General features: G+C 42.8%; 11 protein-coding genes and 4 tRNA genes. 12 read left to right on the forward strand and 3 right to left on the reverse strand.

Features of this window, described 5'->3' with window-relative positions; all coding sequences use genetic code 11:
- Positions 1-15 precede the first annotated feature (15 nt).
- From greA to carA, 3 genes are all read right to left on the reverse strand, one after another.
- Positions 16-492, reverse strand: a complete 477-nt coding sequence (gene greA / locus BUQ89_RS02980) for a transcription elongation factor GreA (RefSeq protein ID WP_028461895.1) — start codon at positions 490-492, stop codon at positions 16-18.
- A gap of 63 nt (positions 493-555) precedes the next feature.
- Positions 556-3,753, reverse strand: coding sequence for a carbamoyl-phosphate synthase large subunit (carB, locus tag BUQ89_RS02985; protein WP_028461894.1), 3,198 nt, complete (start codon positions 3,751-3,753; stop codon positions 556-558).
- 62 nt (positions 3,754-3,815) lie between these two features.
- Positions 3,816-4,958: a glutamine-hydrolyzing carbamoyl-phosphate synthase small subunit gene (carA, locus tag BUQ89_RS02990; RefSeq protein WP_028461893.1), complete on the reverse strand. Its 1,143-nt coding sequence runs from the start codon at positions 4,956-4,958 to the stop codon at positions 3,816-3,818.
- 1,122 nt (positions 4,959-6,080) lie between these two features.
- Here carA and BUQ89_RS02995 point away from each other — a divergent pair.
- The 12 genes from BUQ89_RS02995 to rpoB all read left to right on the forward strand — a co-directional run bounded on the left by BUQ89_RS02995 (position 6,081) and on the right by rpoB (position 15,975).
- A tRNA-Tyr gene (locus tag BUQ89_RS02995) sits at positions 6,081-6,165 on the forward strand.
- A 160-nt stretch (positions 6,166-6,325) separates the two neighbouring features.
- Positions 6,326-6,399: transfer RNA gene (locus tag BUQ89_RS03000), tRNA-Gly, on the forward strand.
- Between the two features lie 45 nt (positions 6,400-6,444).
- Positions 6,445-6,519, forward strand: a tRNA-Thr gene (locus tag BUQ89_RS03005).
- 47 nt (positions 6,520-6,566) lie between these two features.
- Entirely contained in the window at positions 6,567-7,757 is a 1,191-nt protein-coding gene (gene tuf / locus BUQ89_RS03010) for an elongation factor Tu (protein ID WP_028461892.1), read from the forward strand.
- Between the two features lie 84 nt (positions 7,758-7,841).
- Positions 7,842-7,917 (forward strand) — tRNA-Trp (locus BUQ89_RS03015).
- A gap of 370 nt (positions 7,918-8,287) precedes the next feature.
- Positions 8,288-8,632 (forward strand): preprotein translocase subunit SecE, encoded by a 345-nt coding sequence (gene secE, locus BUQ89_RS03020; protein ID WP_028461891.1) that lies wholly within the window; start codon positions 8,288-8,290, stop codon positions 8,630-8,632.
- A 21-nt stretch (positions 8,633-8,653) separates the two neighbouring features.
- The gene (nusG, locus tag BUQ89_RS03025) at positions 8,654-9,187 is read left to right on the forward strand and encodes a transcription termination/antitermination protein NusG (protein WP_028461890.1); all 534 of its coding nucleotides are present in this window, start codon (positions 8,654-8,656) and stop codon (positions 9,185-9,187) included.
- Positions 9,188-9,300: 113 nt separating this feature from the next.
- Positions 9,301-9,732 (forward strand): 50S ribosomal protein L11, encoded by a 432-nt coding sequence (rplK, locus tag BUQ89_RS03030; protein ID WP_028461889.1) that lies wholly within the window; start codon positions 9,301-9,303, stop codon positions 9,730-9,732.
- A gap of 1 nt (position 9,733) precedes the next feature.
- The gene (rplA, locus tag BUQ89_RS03035) at positions 9,734-10,432 is read left to right on the forward strand and encodes a 50S ribosomal protein L1 (RefSeq protein WP_028461888.1); all 699 of its coding nucleotides are present in this window, start codon (positions 9,734-9,736) and stop codon (positions 10,430-10,432) included.
- A gap of 345 nt (positions 10,433-10,777) precedes the next feature.
- Positions 10,778-11,293 (forward strand): 50S ribosomal protein L10, encoded by a 516-nt coding sequence (gene rplJ, locus BUQ89_RS03040; protein WP_028461887.1) that lies wholly within the window; start codon positions 10,778-10,780, stop codon positions 11,291-11,293.
- Positions 11,294-11,356: 63 nt separating this feature from the next.
- Positions 11,357-11,728: a 50S ribosomal protein L7/L12 gene (gene rplL, locus BUQ89_RS03045; protein WP_028461886.1), complete on the forward strand. Its 372-nt coding sequence runs from the start codon at positions 11,357-11,359 to the stop codon at positions 11,726-11,728.
- A gap of 173 nt (positions 11,729-11,901) precedes the next feature.
- The gene (gene rpoB, locus BUQ89_RS03050) at positions 11,902-15,975 is read left to right on the forward strand and encodes a DNA-directed RNA polymerase subunit beta (RefSeq protein WP_028461885.1); all 4,074 of its coding nucleotides are present in this window, start codon (positions 11,902-11,904) and stop codon (positions 15,973-15,975) included.
- Positions 15,976-16,007 lie beyond the last annotated feature (32 nt).

Raw genomic sequence — 16,007 nt, forward strand, 5'->3', positions numbered from 1 at the left:
AATGTACACAGTAGCTTATATGTATTTTACATCCAGAATTTCATACTCCCGAATGCCACCCGGGGCATGGACTTCTGCAACGTCACCCGAATACTTGCCAATCAAGGCACGAGAAATGGGAGAGCTGATAGAAACTTTTCCTTTCTTTATATTGGCCTCATCATCGCCTACGATTTGGTAGGTGACTGTATCACCACTTTGTAAGTCTTCTAGCTCAACGGTCGCACCAAATACACAAGCACCATCCGCATTAATTAATGCAGGATTGATAATCTGCGCACTGGAAAGCTTGCTTTCCAGTTCAGCAATGCGTCCTTCAATAAACCCTTGTTTTTCCTTAGCTGCATCATATTCGGCATTCTCAGAAAGATCCCCGTGTGCACGTGCTTCAGCTATCGCTGCAATTACTGCAGGACGATGTACCGTTTTCATTTCGTGTAATTCATTGCGCAGATCTTCCGCGCCAGCTACGGTTAATGGAATTGTACTCATGGCATATTTTTACTCTTCATCTTTATTTTATTTCGTAATATTTGGAGAAAGTTTTGCTGTTTTCTAGGAATGTAGTTTTTGCAGATTATAAGCCTGCAATTCCTGCATATTAGTCATACCAACACAAGCGGCTCGTGCACCGGCCAATGTTGTATAGTAAGTTACTCTTGCTTGCAATGCGGCATGGCGAATTGAATAAGAATCACGTATTGCGCTGCGTTTATTGTTTACTGTATTGATAATTAGGCTGATTTCACCATTTTTAATCATGTCCACGATATGCGGACGTCCTTCTGCTACCTTATTGATAGCAATTACATCCAGTCCCGCATGTGTCATAGATGCAGCCGTGCCTCGTGTAGCATAAAGGGTGAAACCAAGCTCTGCAAGATTGCGGGCAATTTCTATGGCCTCCAATTTATCAGTATCACGAACGCTAATGAAAATCTTTCCAGAAGTAGGTAAACGAATACCCGTAGCTAATTGTGATTTAACAAATGCTTCAGCAAAAGTGCGTCCTACCCCCATGACTTCACCAGTGGATTTCATTTCGGGACCTAGTATCGTATCAACACCCGTTAGTTTAATAAAGGGGAACACGGCCTCTTTTACTGAATAATAAGAAGGGGAAACCTCTTGCGTTATACCCTGATCTGCCAGTGTCATGCCAGCCATACAGCGTGCTGAAATCTTTGCTAATTGTAGCCCCGTGGCTTTAGATACAAAGGGCACCGTACGTGATGCTCTGGGATTTACCTCAAGTACGTATACGGTATTATCCTGGATAGCAAATTGTATGTTCATTAATCCGACTACTTTTAATGCGCGCGCCAATTCCCTGGTTTGTCGGCGCAATTCATCTCGCATAGCAGGTAACAGATTAAAGGGGGGAAGCGAGCAGGCTGAGTCACCCGAGTGTACGCCAGCTTGTTCAATATGTTCCATTATGCCGCCGATTAGCACGGTCTCGCCATCATAAATCGCATCAATATCAACTTCTGTGGCATTATTGAGAAAATGATCAAGGAGTACAGGCGAGTCATTGGATACTTTAACAGCTTCGCGCATATAGCGCTCCAGATCACTTTGTTCATGCACAATTTCCATGGCGCGACCACCGAGTACATAGCTAGGCCGTACTACTAGTGGGTAGCCAATTTCATTGGCTGCGGCAAGGGCAGCTTCCGGATTACGTGCGGTGCGATTAGGCGGTTGCTTCAGTTTGAGCCGCTGCAGCATTTTCTGAAAGCGCTCACGGTCTTCAGCGCAATCAATCATATCGGGACTGGTACCAATAATAGGCACACCATTTGCCTCAAGGTCGCGAGCAAGTTTCAATGGAGTCTGACCCCCATATTGCACGATAACACCAAATGGTTTTTCTACTGTAACGATTTCTAGTACATCCTCTAAAGTCAATGGCTCAAAGTATAAACGGTCAGAGGTATCATAGTCGGTCGAAACGGTTTCTGGATTGCAATTAACCATGATGGTTTCGAAACCGTCTTCACGCAAGGCGAGTGCGGCATGAACACAGCAGTAATCAAACTCAATACCTTGACCAATACGGTTAGGGCCACCACCTAACACCATAATTTTCTTTTTGTTAGTAGGGAGTGCTTCGCATTCGTCTTCATAAGTCGAATACATGTAGGCAGTATGAGTAGCAAATTCAGCTGCACAGGTATCGACGCGTTTGTATACGGGATGTAGGTTCAACTGATGGCGCTTAGTGCGAATCTCCGTTTGTCCTGTGTTTAATAGCGTAGCTAATCGCCGGTCAGAAAAACCGCTGCGCTTTAATTTACGTAATGTATGTTGACCAAGTGTCTGGAGGGTTTGGCCAATTAATGCTGCCTCTTGCTTTACGAGATCTTCAATTTGCGCAAGAAACCAGTGATCAATACGGGTGAGGCTATAAACTTCATCTATTGCTATGTTGCAACGAAAAGCATCCGCTACATACCAGATACGTTCTGGTCCAGGATTGCTTAATTCGGCCTTAATCACCTCGATATTATCTGATTTTTCATCCAGGCCATCGACGCCTGTTTCTAATCCCCTTAAGGCTTTTTGAAATGACTCTTGGAAAGTTCGTCCAATAGCCATAACCTCACCTACTGATTTCATTTGTGTGGTCAGGCGATCATTCGCTTGTGGAAATTTCTCAAAAGCAAAGCGAGGTATTTTTGTAACAACATAATCTATGGTTGGTTCAAATGATGCGGGTGTGATGCCTCCAGTAATATCGTTCCCCAGCTCATTGAGTGTGTAGCCAATGGCCAGCTTGGCGGCTATTTTGGCAATCGGAAAACCGGTTGCTTTAGAGGCCAATGCGGAAGAACGTGATACACGCGGATTCATCTCAATTACCAGCATGCGTCCATCCGCAGGATTGATGGCAAATTGGACGTTTGCTCCCCCGGTTTCTACGCCAATCTCGCGCAATACTGCAATTGAGGCATTACGCATCAGTTGAAATTCTTTGTCAGTTAATGTCTGTGCTGGCGCAACAGTAATGGAGTCACCAGTATGAACCCCCATAGCATCAAGATTTTCGATGGTGCAGACAATGATGCAGTTATCCTGCTTGTCACGGACAACCTCCATCTCAAATTCTTTCCAGCCGATAACCGATTCTTCAATTAATAATTCTTTAGTAGGCGATGCATCCAGTCCACGCTCACATATGTCTAGAAATTCCTCACGATTGTAGGCAATTCCTCCTCCGCTGCCACCCATAGTGAACGAAGGACGGATGACCACCGGATAGCCCACCATGGCTTGAACCTGTAAAGCTTCTTCCAGGCTATGTGCAACCGTGGAACGGGCTGAATTAAGTCCGATTCGAGACATCGCTTGCTTAAATTTCTCACGATCCTCAGCTTTATCTATCGCCTCACGTGATGCACCAATCAGCTCAACCCCATATTTTTTTAATACGCCATGTTTGGCAAGATCCAGGGCACAGTTAAGTGCTGTTTGTCCACCCATTGTTGGTAGTAGTGCTTCAGGGCGTTCGATAGCAATAATCTTTTCTACCATGTTCCAGGTGATTGGCTCGATATAGGTTGCATCAGCCATTTCTGGGTCAGTCATGATAGTGGCAGGATTGGAATTAACTAGAATAATGCGATAGCCTTCCTCACGCAATGCCTTGCAGGCCTGCACGCCGGAATAATCAAATTCACACGCCTGACCGATAACAATCGGTCCAGCACCGATGATCAGAATGGAGTTTATGTCGGTACGTTTAGGCATAATTTTCTAACCGGACGAGATTTAGGAGAGTATTGGAAATTTTTGAGTATATTTTTTATGGCTTAACTTTTTGATTGATTCATCATTTCAATGAATCGATCAAATAAATAATCAGCTTCATGCGGTCCCGGGCTAGCCTCAGGATGGCCTTGGAAACAAAATGCCGGCTTGTCAAGTAACTCAAATCCCTGCAGACTGCCATCGAATAACGATATATGTGTAATACGTGCATTATCTGGTAGTGTATCCGCATCTACGGAAAAACCATGATTTTGGCTGGTAATAATCACGCGTCCATTACGCACATCCTGTACCGGATGATTTGCGCCATGGTGACCAAATTTCATTTTACGGGTGCGCGCACCGACTGCTAATCCTAATAGCTGATGTCCCAGGCAAATACCAAAAACAGGTATCTCCTTTTCAAGCAGTCTTCTGGTCGTGGAAATCGCATAATTACATGCTTCGGGATCTCCAGGCCCATTGGAAAGAAATATTCCATCAGGCTGCGAAGCAAGGATGTCATCAGCAGAAGTTTTTGCGGGATATATGGTTACCTGACACCCCCGTTGTGCTAGCTTGTGCAAAATATTACGTTTAATACCGAAATCAAATGCCGCTACTCGGTAGCGCGAATTTTTCTGAATTTGATGGCCGTGATCAAGCGTCCATTCTCCTTTATTCCATTCATAAAAATGATCGCAACTAACGTTCTGAGCAAGATCCATACCATTGAGGCCTGGAAATTCCATGGCGTGTTGCAGTGCTGCGGCTTCGTCAATTTGTCCTGCCATAATACAGCCCGATTGAACACCTTTCTCTCGTAGAATCCGGGTGAGCTTGCGAGTGTCAATGTCAGCTATTGCTACGACATTTTGTTCTCTAAGGAACTCGGGTAATGTTTGAGTTTGGCGCCAATTACTTGAAGCTAAAGGTATGTCGCGAATAACTAACCCCGCCGCAAATACTTTTTTGATATTACCAGATTCGTAATCATCGAGATTAATACCGGTATTTCCAATATGAGGATAAGTAAGAGTAATAATTTGCTGGCAATAAGAGGGGTCAGTCAATATTTCTTGATAACCAGTCATTGCGGTATTAAACGCAATCTCCCCTTTACTGGTGCCTTCTATACCGATGGATATGCCGCGAAAAACGGTGCCATCAGCAAGTGCAAGGATGGCATTCGGGCGTTGTGGCACAGGAGACTCCTTGGATGCTGGGCAGATTCGGATTAATTGGGCAAGAAATTTATCGTGCCCGTACGTGGAAACAGCTATAGATTATACTTGAAAAAATATTAAATTTCTATGGGTGGTTTTGATCTGGAGTTTATTTATTTGTGAGGCTTGGTAAAAAAGGTAAGGGGTATTAAACCCAGATTTTCCATTAGGAATTTCCCAATAACGAAAAACTAATGGAATGAATAGCCTACATCAAAACAATCAGGAAGAAAAACTTGCAAATTAAAGCAACCATAATTTAGAGAATTCCAAATGTATTCAATAGGTTTTTCTAATGGCTTCCATTAGGAAATTCTCCTAATGGAAAATTTGGGTTAAATCATGATTCTGAGTGATATTTTAGCTGACTGCTACTTTCTTTTTCTGTGAACCATAAGAGACAGGGCAGCTAGAGATTTATTCTTGTGTGCTTATGGTTATTATTTGAAGTGAATATTTATATTGGTCAGTGAATTAATCGTATGGCCTGGAATGAATTTGTTTTGTGGATTATGTAATCAGAACAGGTGTACTATGCGGCTGTGTGGTGGGCGCTCTGTTACCAAGTGAATGAAAATATTTTATTTTTGCTGTAATCTAATAGTACCTTTATCCGAAAGTGCACGGGTTTTTAAATAGTCATTTCGTATCTAAAAGCCGGAAATATCTGGTATGGTGGCGTGGCGATCTTTGTGTGTTGTTATAGAATACCAGTAGAGGCTTTTGCAAAAACCCTCGCCAGAAATTTCGATTATTGATTATAAAAAATTAATTTTTCAGTCATTGGGGTTTTGCAAAGATCTCCAGTAAAATAAGAAGCTGATGCCTATTTAGCTGATCATCTTCCTTTCTGGTAGGCTGAATCTGTCATAAGGTTTTAGTAAGTGGTTAGCTGTGATTGTTGGTAATTTCTAACATATGCTGGCTACTTAAGTGGTCCGATGTTTATTTTGGTGCTTTTTGTTTCTGCTGGTTGCGTTTAATTATATATATGTGGCAGGCTGCCAGATTTGAGGCTCAGGTCATGAGTATATATAAACATATTTTAAATCTATATTGACTTGTGAATATATTATATTCATAATCGATGGTTTCTCGTTTGGAGGGGTTCCCGAGCGGTCAAAGGGATCAGACTGTAAATCTGACGGCTTAGCCTTCGAAGGTTCGAATCCTTCTCCCTCCACCAAACTAATTTGCGAGTTAGTAACAGTAAATAAAAAAAGAATATAGCAGCGACAGAAAACAACAAGGTAAGATAAATAATAAAGCAATAAGGCGCGTTGGATTAGGGATGAAGTCGCTTGAGATGCGGGTGCTTTTCTCTGCTCTGTAAGCCACATAGAAACGCGGGTGTAGCTCAATGGTAGAGCAGAAGCCTTCCAAGCTTACGATGAGGGTTCGATTCCCTTCACCCGCTCCAGGTAAGTTGTATAGGTAATTGAAGATTTGAGTGGCAGTGATACTTGCCCATGTAGCTCAGTGGTAGAGCACTCCCTTGGTAAGGGAGAGGTCGCCAGTTCAATTCTGGCCATGGGCTCCAATCGGTAAAACTAAAATGATAAAAGCACTCTAAGAAGGGAGTAGATCATGGCAAAAAGCAAGTTTGAGCGATCAAAGCCGCACGTTAACGTGGGCACGATAGGTCACGTGGATCATGGTAAAACTACGCTGACAGCAGCGATTACAACAATATTGACGAAGAAGTTTGGTGGTGAAGCGAAAAGCTATGCGCAGATTGATTCGGCCCCTGAAGAGCGTTCGCGCGGGATTACTATCAATACCTCGCATGTGGAATATGAAACAGATAATCGTCATTATGCGCATGTAGATTGCCCAGGTCATGCTGATTACGTTAAGAATATGATTACAGGTGCGGCACAGATGGATGGGGCGATATTAGTGGTGTCGGCTGCTGATGGCCCGATGCCGCAAACGCGTGAACATATATTGTTAGCCCGCCAGGTGGGGGTGCCTTATATTATTGTTTATATGAATAAGGCAGACATGGTCGATGACGCCGAGCTATTAGAGCTGGTGGAAATGGAGGTACGTGAGCTGCTATCCAAATATGATTTTCCTGGTGACGATACGCCGATTATTATAGGGTCGGCATTAAAGGCCATTGAAGGTGATCAAAGTGAGATTGGCGAGCCGTCTATATTGAAGCTGGCAGAGGCATTGGATAGTTATATACCAAATCCAGAGCGTGCAATCGATGGCGCGTTTATTATGCCAGTGGAAGATGTTTTCTCAATCTCTGGACGTGGAACGGTTGTAACAGGACGTGTCGAGCGTGGTATTATTAAGGTCGGTGAGGAAATAGAGATTGTTGGATTAAAACCTACACTAAAGACGGTGTGTACGGGTGTAGAAATGTTCCGGAAGTTATTGGATCAGGGCCAAGCGGGCGATAATGTCGGAGTATTATTGCGCGGAACCAAGCGTGAAGATGTTGAGCGGGGGCAAGTTCTGGCTAAACCAGGAAGTATTGCGCCACATACTAAATTTACTGCTGAGATCTATGTGCTTAGTAAGGAAGAAGGGGGGCGGCATACTCCATTTTTTCCAGGGTATCGCCCTCAATTTTATTTTCGTACCACGGATGTAACTGGTGCGATAGAATTGCCGTCTGGAACTGAAATGGTCATGCCGGGCGATAATGTCTCGGTAACAGTGAATCTGATAGCGCCAATTGCAATGGAAGATGGGTTGCGTTTTGCTATTCGTGAAGGCGGTAGAACAGTTGGCGCAGGCGTAGTTGCTAAAGTTATTGAATAGTTTTTTATATGAAAGAGCTTGGAGATATGTGTTTCTTGGGTGATAAGCGAAAGGCTTCCCCGAGTTCTAATTTTCTAGTAATAAAGGCCAGTAGCTCAATTGGCAGAGCGTCGGTCTCCAAAACCGAAGGTTGGGGGTTCGATGCCCTCCTGGCCTGCCATTTATTTACAAGACTAGAGCTGTCTCATACTATACGAATTAAATAAAACCAGCTAGCGGTTGTAAAATACGTGTAATGCTTCAAGCATTAACATTAGGAAAATAACTCGTGCCTTGGACAGCGGTATGAGCGAATGCAGTGATATGAAATTTTATATTCAATAAATGGCACATTGAATCGGTGTTGCGGATTTAAAATGCATGCGACATGCAGAGAATTTAATTTGACAGGCAGAAGAGTTTTGTAGAGCAAAATAGGTGTGTATGTCATCTGTGGATACGCATATTGCATTGATTTAGTATTGAATGTGAGTGTAAATCAGGTTTTACAATTTCTAATTTACTAGAAAGTATTGAGGTGGAGTAGTAACGTGAACAATTTTAAGCTTGGGCTTGCATTTATATTAATGATAACGGGTGTTGCCGGATTCTATTACTTGGCCGATAGTGCCATGGTAATTCGTGTGATTTCTGTGTTAATGGGGTTTTTATTGGCGGCAGCAATAGCTTTGTTTACTACTCAGGGAAGGCAATTTTATGCGTTTTGTAAAGAATCATCTGAAGAAACTAAGAAAGTAGTGTGGCCTAGTCGTAAGGAGACAATTCAAACTTCTGGTGTTGTATTTGCTTTTGTTGTGGCAATGGCCTTATTTTTGTGGTTAATAGATGCGGGTCTATTATCAGCGGTTAAGTTAATGATGGATCAGGAGTACTGATCAGATGGCCCAGAGGAAAGCATGAGCAAGAAATGGTTCGTGGTTCACGTTTATTCAGGTTTTGAAAAAAGCGTACAACGTGCATTGCAAGAACGTATTAATCGAGCAGAAATGCAGGAAAAATTCGGTCAATTACTTGTGCCGGTAGAAGAAGTAATTGAAATGAAGAGTGGTCAGAAAAGTATTAGCGAAAGAAAATTTTACCCTGGTTATATGTTGGTTGAGATGGAAATGTCGGATGAGACTTGGCATTTAGTAAAAAATACTAACAAGGTGACTGGGTTTGTCGGGGGCACGGTAATGAAACCAACGCCGATAAGCCAGAAAGAAGTAGAAAATATATTGCGTCAGATTCAAGAAGGTGTAGAAAAACCGAAGCCTAAGGTCCTTTTTGAAGCAGGTGAGGCAGTGCGAGTTAAGGAAGGCCCATTCACAGACTTTCATGGCAATGTTGAAGATGTGAATTATGATAAAAGTAAAATCAGGGTATCTGTTTCTATCTTTGGTCGTCCCACTCCTGTAGAGCTAGACTTTAATCAGGTAGAAAAATCATAAATAGAAGAAGTAACAATCTAATTTAACAAATCTGACTCAATAAATTTATTAAGTTATTAATAGGGGAGAGAACGTTAACGTTTTCGTTTGCACCCAACAAGAGGAGATTGGTTGTGGCAAAAAAAATAATTGGTTACATCAAATTGCAAGTGCCGGCAGGTAAGGCAAATCCGAGTCCGCCGATAGGTCCTGCGTTAGGGCAGCGCCAGCTTAATATCATGGAGTTTTGCAAGGCATTTAATGCGGCAACTCAAAAAATGGAAGCTGGATTGCCGGTACCGGTAGTGATTACTGCCTATGCAGACAAAAGTTTTACTTTTGTCATGAAAACAACACCTGCCTCAGTGCTGATCAAAAAAGCGGTAGGAGTGACTCGAGGTAGTGCTAAGCCACATGTCGATAAGGTTGGAAAATTGACAAAAAGTCAAGCGGAAGAGATTGCTAAAATGAAAATGCCGGATTTAACAGCGGCAGATATGGATGCGGCGATACGTACAATTGCCGGAAGTGCGAGAAGTATGGGTATTGAAGTAGAGGGTATATAACATGGCACGTTCATCAACTCGATACAAAACAATCGCAAAAGATATCGATCGTAATAAAGTATATTTACTAACTGATGCGCTTGCAAGAATTAAGGAAACAGCTACAGCTAAATTTGACGAGTCAGTTGATGTCGCTGTTAATCTAGGTATTGATGCGAAAAAATCGGATCAAGCTGTGCGTGGTTCAGTTGTATTGCCCGCAGGTACAGGGAAATCAGTTCGCGTTGCTGTATTTGCACAGGGCGAAAAAGCTAAAGAAGCGCTTGAGGCAGGTGCGGATATTGTTGGATTTGAGGATTTGGCAGAGCAAATTAAAGCTGGAAATATAAATTTCGATATAGCGATTGCAAGTCCTGATGCAATGCGGGTTGTAGGTCAGCTGGGTCAAATATTAGGACCACGTAGTCTAATGCCAAATCCAAAAGTAGGTACAGTGACTGTCGATGTTGCAGGCGCGGTAAGAAACGCAAAAGCGGGCCAAGTGCAATATCGCGCGGATAAGGCGGGTATCATTCATTGCACTATTGGACGTGCTTCATTTAGTGTCGATGCATTAAAACAAAACATACTAGCGCTGATAGATGCACTTAATAAATCTAAGCCAGCCGCGTCGAAAGGAGTTTATCTTAGGCGAATATCTATTTCGAGCACCATGGGGATAGGGGTACGGGTAGATCAAGCTAGTCTCATACAGCAATAAAAGACTTTGGGCTGCCGAATTCTTTACAAACAATTCGGCAGATTATCAAAGATCGCTGGGGTATTAAAAATAAACATTGCAAAATGATTGATGAGGGAATTCAAAAATTATTTGCTGGCCTATTGTTTAGGTATTAATACTTAATCGCTGAACTGTGATGCAAAATAGCGAGGAAATTTATTAGTACTATCTATGAATTTCAGTTAGCGCCCAGCGTAGATGGTGTACCCAGAACGGGAATAGATTTATTTCCTGGTTTAAGGTCGCCGGTTCGTAGTATCTGAGTTACGATAATAATTGTTGGTTTCGTAGTTAAGTACTATATTAACTGATGGAGAATGAACCTTGAGTCTTAATCTTGAAGAGAAAAAAGCAATAGTAGCAGAAGTTGGCGCGCAGGTGGCTAAAGCTGAAGCTATGATTATTGCTGAGTATCGGGGGTTAGAAGTTGGTCAGATGACACAACTTAGAGCTAGAACACGTCAGTCAGGAATATACTTTCGCGTACTGAAAAACTCATTAGTACGTCGCGCAGTCACGGATACACCATTTGCAGGGCTCACAAAACATATGGTGGGGCCGCTTGTTTATAGTATCGGAAGTGATCCCGTGGCGGCAGCAAAAATACTTCATGAGTTTGCTAAAACAAACGAAAAACTTGTAATAAAGGTAGGCGCGATGGGTGGAAAGGTTATGTCTAGTGAAGACGTGGCCACGTTAGCAGCATTACCCAGTCGAGATGAATTGTTATCTAAATTGTTGGGTACAATGCAAGCGCCGATTACTAAATTCGTTCAGACTCTTAATGAGGTGCCAACCAGATTTGTACGAGGTTTGGCCATTGTGCGCGATAAGAAATAATTCCTATAGCTTACATTTGATTGCTCGTATCTAAAACCAAAAGAAATTTACCAGGAGAAAATAATGGCTGTATCTAAAGATGAAATACTAGATTCAATAGCAAACATGACTGTATTAGAGCTTTCGCAGTTAATTAAAGAAATGGAAGATAAGTTTGGTGTGTCAGCAGCAGCAACTGCTGCAGTTGCCGTGGCTGCACCAGCAGCAGCGGCAGCAGCTGAACAGACTGAGTTTACTGTAGTATTGACTGCAGCAGGCGCAAGCAAGGTTAATGTCATTAAAGTAGTTAGAGCCGTGACAGGGTTAGGGTTAAAAGAAGCCAAAGATTTAGTTGACGGTGCCCCTAAAGCCGTGAAGGAAGGCATCGCGAAAGAGGATGCTGAAGCGATTCAAAAACAATTAACAGAAGCAGGCGCTACTTGCGAAGTTAAATAATCTGCTATTGATAGAATCGAAGGCTGGTGAGCGTACTTAAAGCTACCAGCCTTCGATGTCCTATGGTATTTCTGTTGTTTATTGAATTATTAAAGATACCAGACACACAGTTTTAACAATTATATTTTGCATCAATCCATCTATCCTCTGTCTTCTTCTCCCGGAGAAATTTCATGAGCTATTCGTTCACCGAGAAAAAACGTATTCGTAAAAGTTTTGCAAAGCGCGCGAGCGTTTTGCCAATTCCCTTTCTTCTCGCTACTCAGCTCGAGTCATATGCTGCTTTTTTACAAGAAAAAACAGTACCTAGTAAGCGCAAAAATCAGGGCCTGCAAGCTGCTTTTAGTTCAATCTTCCCAATTGAGAGTCATTCTAAGAACGCACGTCTGGATTTTATCAGTTATGAGCTTGGTACACCCGCATTTGATGTTAAAGAATGTCAACAGCGGGGACTGACTTATGCTTCTCCGTTGCGCGCCAAAGTAAGACTTACCATTATGGAAAAAGAAACTTCCAAGCCAGCGGTGAAGGAAGTGAAGGAACAGGAAGTCTATATGGGAGAAATTCCTCTCATGACGGATGCTGGATCATTTGTGATAAATGGCACCGAGCGAGTGATCGTATCGCAGTTACATCGCTCTCCTGGTGTGTTTTTTGAACATGATCGTGGTAAAACCCATTCCTCTGGTAAATTGCTATTTTCAGCCAGGATTATACCTTATCGTGGTTCATGGCTTGATTTTGAATTTGATGCGAAGGACTGTCTCTTTTTCCGAATTGATCGACGTAGAAAGATGCCGGTGACTACCTTGTTAAAAGCCATAGGCATTACTTCAGAGCAAATTCTCTCCGAATTTTTTATTTTTGATTGTTTTTATTTTTCGGATAAAGGTATTCAGTTTGAATTGATCCCAGAGCGCTTACGTGGGGAAGTAGCGAGCTTTGATATCACGAATAAAAGCGGAAAAATTATTGTCCAGAAAGATAAGCGTATTACAGCTAAGCATACTCGAGAATTACAACAAGCCGCGATTGAACGGCTTATTGTGCCGGAAGACTTTTTATTGGGTCGAATACTTGCGCATAATGTAATAGATAAAGAAACCGGTGAGATTCTTGCTCAAGTTAATGATGAAATCACTGATTTGACACTTGCCAAGTTACGCGAAGCGGGCATAAAGAAAATTAATACACTGTACGTGAATGACCTGAATCATGGCGCATTTATTTCTCAGACTTTAAGAATCGATGAGACGATTGATGAAATGACTGCACAGGTTGCAATTTATCGCATGATGCGCCCTGGGGAGCCACCTACTGAAGAAGCGGTAAAGGCGTTGTTTGGCGGATTATTCTATTCTCCCGAACGTTACGATCTGTCCGTAGTGGGACGGATGAAATTTAATCGTCGCGTCGGTAGAACGGAATTGACGGGTTCTGCTACTTTATCAAATGAAGATATTATTGCCGTTATCAAGATTCTGGTAGAACTGCGTAATGGTCGCGGAGAGATTGATGATATTGATCATTTGGGGAATCGACGTGTACGTTCTGTAGGTGAGCTTGCGGAGAATCAATTTCGGTCTGGGTTAGTGCGTGTTGAACGTGCGGTTAAAGAACGTTTAAGCCAGGCGGAATCAGAGAATCTGATGCCACATGATTTGATTAATGCTAAACCTGTATCAGCTGCCGCGCGCGAATTTTTTGGCTCTAGTCAGCTGTCACAATTTATGGATCAAACAAATCCGCTTTCTGAAATTACCCATAAACGCCGCATCTCAGCTTTAGGGCCGGGTGGTCTAACACGGGAGCGCGCTGGTTTTGAAGTGCGAGATGTGCATCCAACGCATTATGGACGTGTCTGTCCAATCGAAACACCTGAAGGTCCGAATATTGGTCTCATTAATTCACTCGCTTTATATGCCCGCACAAATGAATATGGATTTATTGAAACGCCATATAGCAGGGTAAAAGACTGCAAAGTTGCTGATGAAATAGATTACCTGTCTGCTATTGAGGAAGGTCAGTATATGATTGCTCAGGCAAATGCAGAATTGGATCACGAGGGTAAATTTGTAAGTGAGATTGTATCTTGTCGCCAGAAAAATGAATTTACATTAGCATCGCCAGATCGAATTGAGTATGTGGATGTGGCGCCTGCACAAATTGTTTCAGTGGCAGCTTCTTTGATTCCATTTTTGGAACATGATGATGCTAACCGTGCCTTAATGGGATCAAATATGCAGCGTCAAGCGGTTCCTTGTCTACGGGCAGAGAAACCACTTGTGGGAACCGGGATTGAGCGTGTGGTCGCACTGCACTCTGGTACGACAGTGCGGGCGGTGCGTGGTGGTTTAGTCGATTATGTCGATGCAGGCCGTATTGTAGTTCGTGTGCATGATGCTGAAACGCAGGCAGGTGAAGTAGGTGTGGATATATATAATCTCATTAAATACACACGCTCTAATCAGAATACAAATATTAATCAGCGGCCGCTGGTAAAAATTGGAGATGTAATTAACCGTGATGATGTTATCGCAGATGGTGCTTCTACTGATATGGGCGAGCTTGCACTGGGACAGAATATGCTGGTGGCATTTATGCCATGGAATGGCTATAACTTTGAAGATTCAATCCTGATTTCGGAGCGTGTTGTTGCTGAGGATCGTTTTACATCCATACATATTGAGGAATTGTCGGTTGTTAGTCGTGATACTAAGCTTGGAACAGAGGAGATTACCGCTGATATTCCTAATTTATCAGAACAACAGCTTGGACGATTAGATGAGTCAGGTATTGTTTACATCGGAGCAGAGGTTGAAGCGGGTGATGTACTGGTTGGCAAAGTCACTCCAAAAGGCGAAACACAATTAACGCCCGAAGAGAAATTGTTACGCGCAATTTTTGGTGAGAAAGCTTCTGATGTGAAGGATACATCATTGCGTGTACCGTCAGGTATCTCCGGTACAGTAATAGATGTACAGGTATTTACTCGTGAAGGTATTGAGCGCGATAGTCGAGCGCAGCAAATCATTGATGATGAGTTAGATCGTTATAAGAAGGATCTGGCTGATCAAATGAGAATTATGGAGGCTGATGCGTTTGAGCGTATTGAGCGTCTATTGTTGGATAAAATTGTGACGGGTGGCCCTAAAAAATTAGCCAAAGGAAGCATTATCACTAAGGAATATCTAAAGAGTATTGACCCTCATTACTGGTTTGATATTCGCTTATCCGATGAAGAGGCAAGTTTGCAGCTAGAGAAAGTCAGAGAGGGTATGGCGCAGAAGCGTAAAGCATTTGATGTTGCTTTTGATGAGAAGAAGAAAAAGCTTACGCAGGGCGATGAGTTGGCACCTGGCGTACAGAAAATGGTGAAGGTTTATATCGCGGTTAAGCGGCGTTTGCAGCCCGGCGATAAAATGGCGGGTCGCCACGGTAACAAAGGCGTGATTTCAAAAATTGTCCCATTAGAAGATATGCCCTATATGGATGACGGTACACCTGTTGATGTCGTACTGAATCCATTGGGTGTGCCTTCACGTATGAATGTAGGACAGATACTAGAAGCTCACTTGGGATGGGCGGCAAAAGGACTGGGTAAACAGATTGATAAAATGTTACGTGCTCAGCGCGATATTTCTGAGCTCAGGGGATATTTAGATAATATATATAATAGTAGTGGGAAGAAGGAGACCATCTCTTCGTTTTCCGATGATGAAGTCATGATATTGGCTGAGAATTTAACAGAAGGCGTTCCTTTTGCGACACCCGTATTTGATGGCGCTACCGAGGACGAAATCAAAGATATGCTGGAACTGGCTGGATTACCCAGATCTGGTCAAATAACACTATATGATGGCAGAACTGGGGAGGCATTCGATCGATCGGTAACGGTTGGATATATGCATGTGCTGAAATTACATCATTTGGTAGATGATAAGATGCATGCACGGTCGACAGGTCCATACAGTTTAGTAACGCAACAGCCACTTGGTGGAAAGGCCCAGTTTGGTGGTCAACGTTTTGGTGAAATGGAAGTATGGGCATTGGAAGCATATGGCGCTGCATATACCTTACAAGAAATGTTGACGGTGAAATCTGATGACGTGGCAGGACGTACGAAGGTATACGAAAGTATTGTTAAGGGCGATCACAAAATTGATGCGGGTATGCCGGAATCATTTAATGTATTGGTAAAGGAAATCCGATCGCTGGGAATGGATATTGATCTAGAGCAGCATTGATTGGAATTTGTTTATTCCCCTTACGTTTGTGT

This window comes from Nitrosomonas cryotolerans ATCC 49181, assembly GCF_900143275.1.
Classification (GTDB): Bacteria; Pseudomonadota; Gammaproteobacteria; order Burkholderiales; family Nitrosomonadaceae; genus Nitrosomonas; species Nitrosomonas cryotolerans.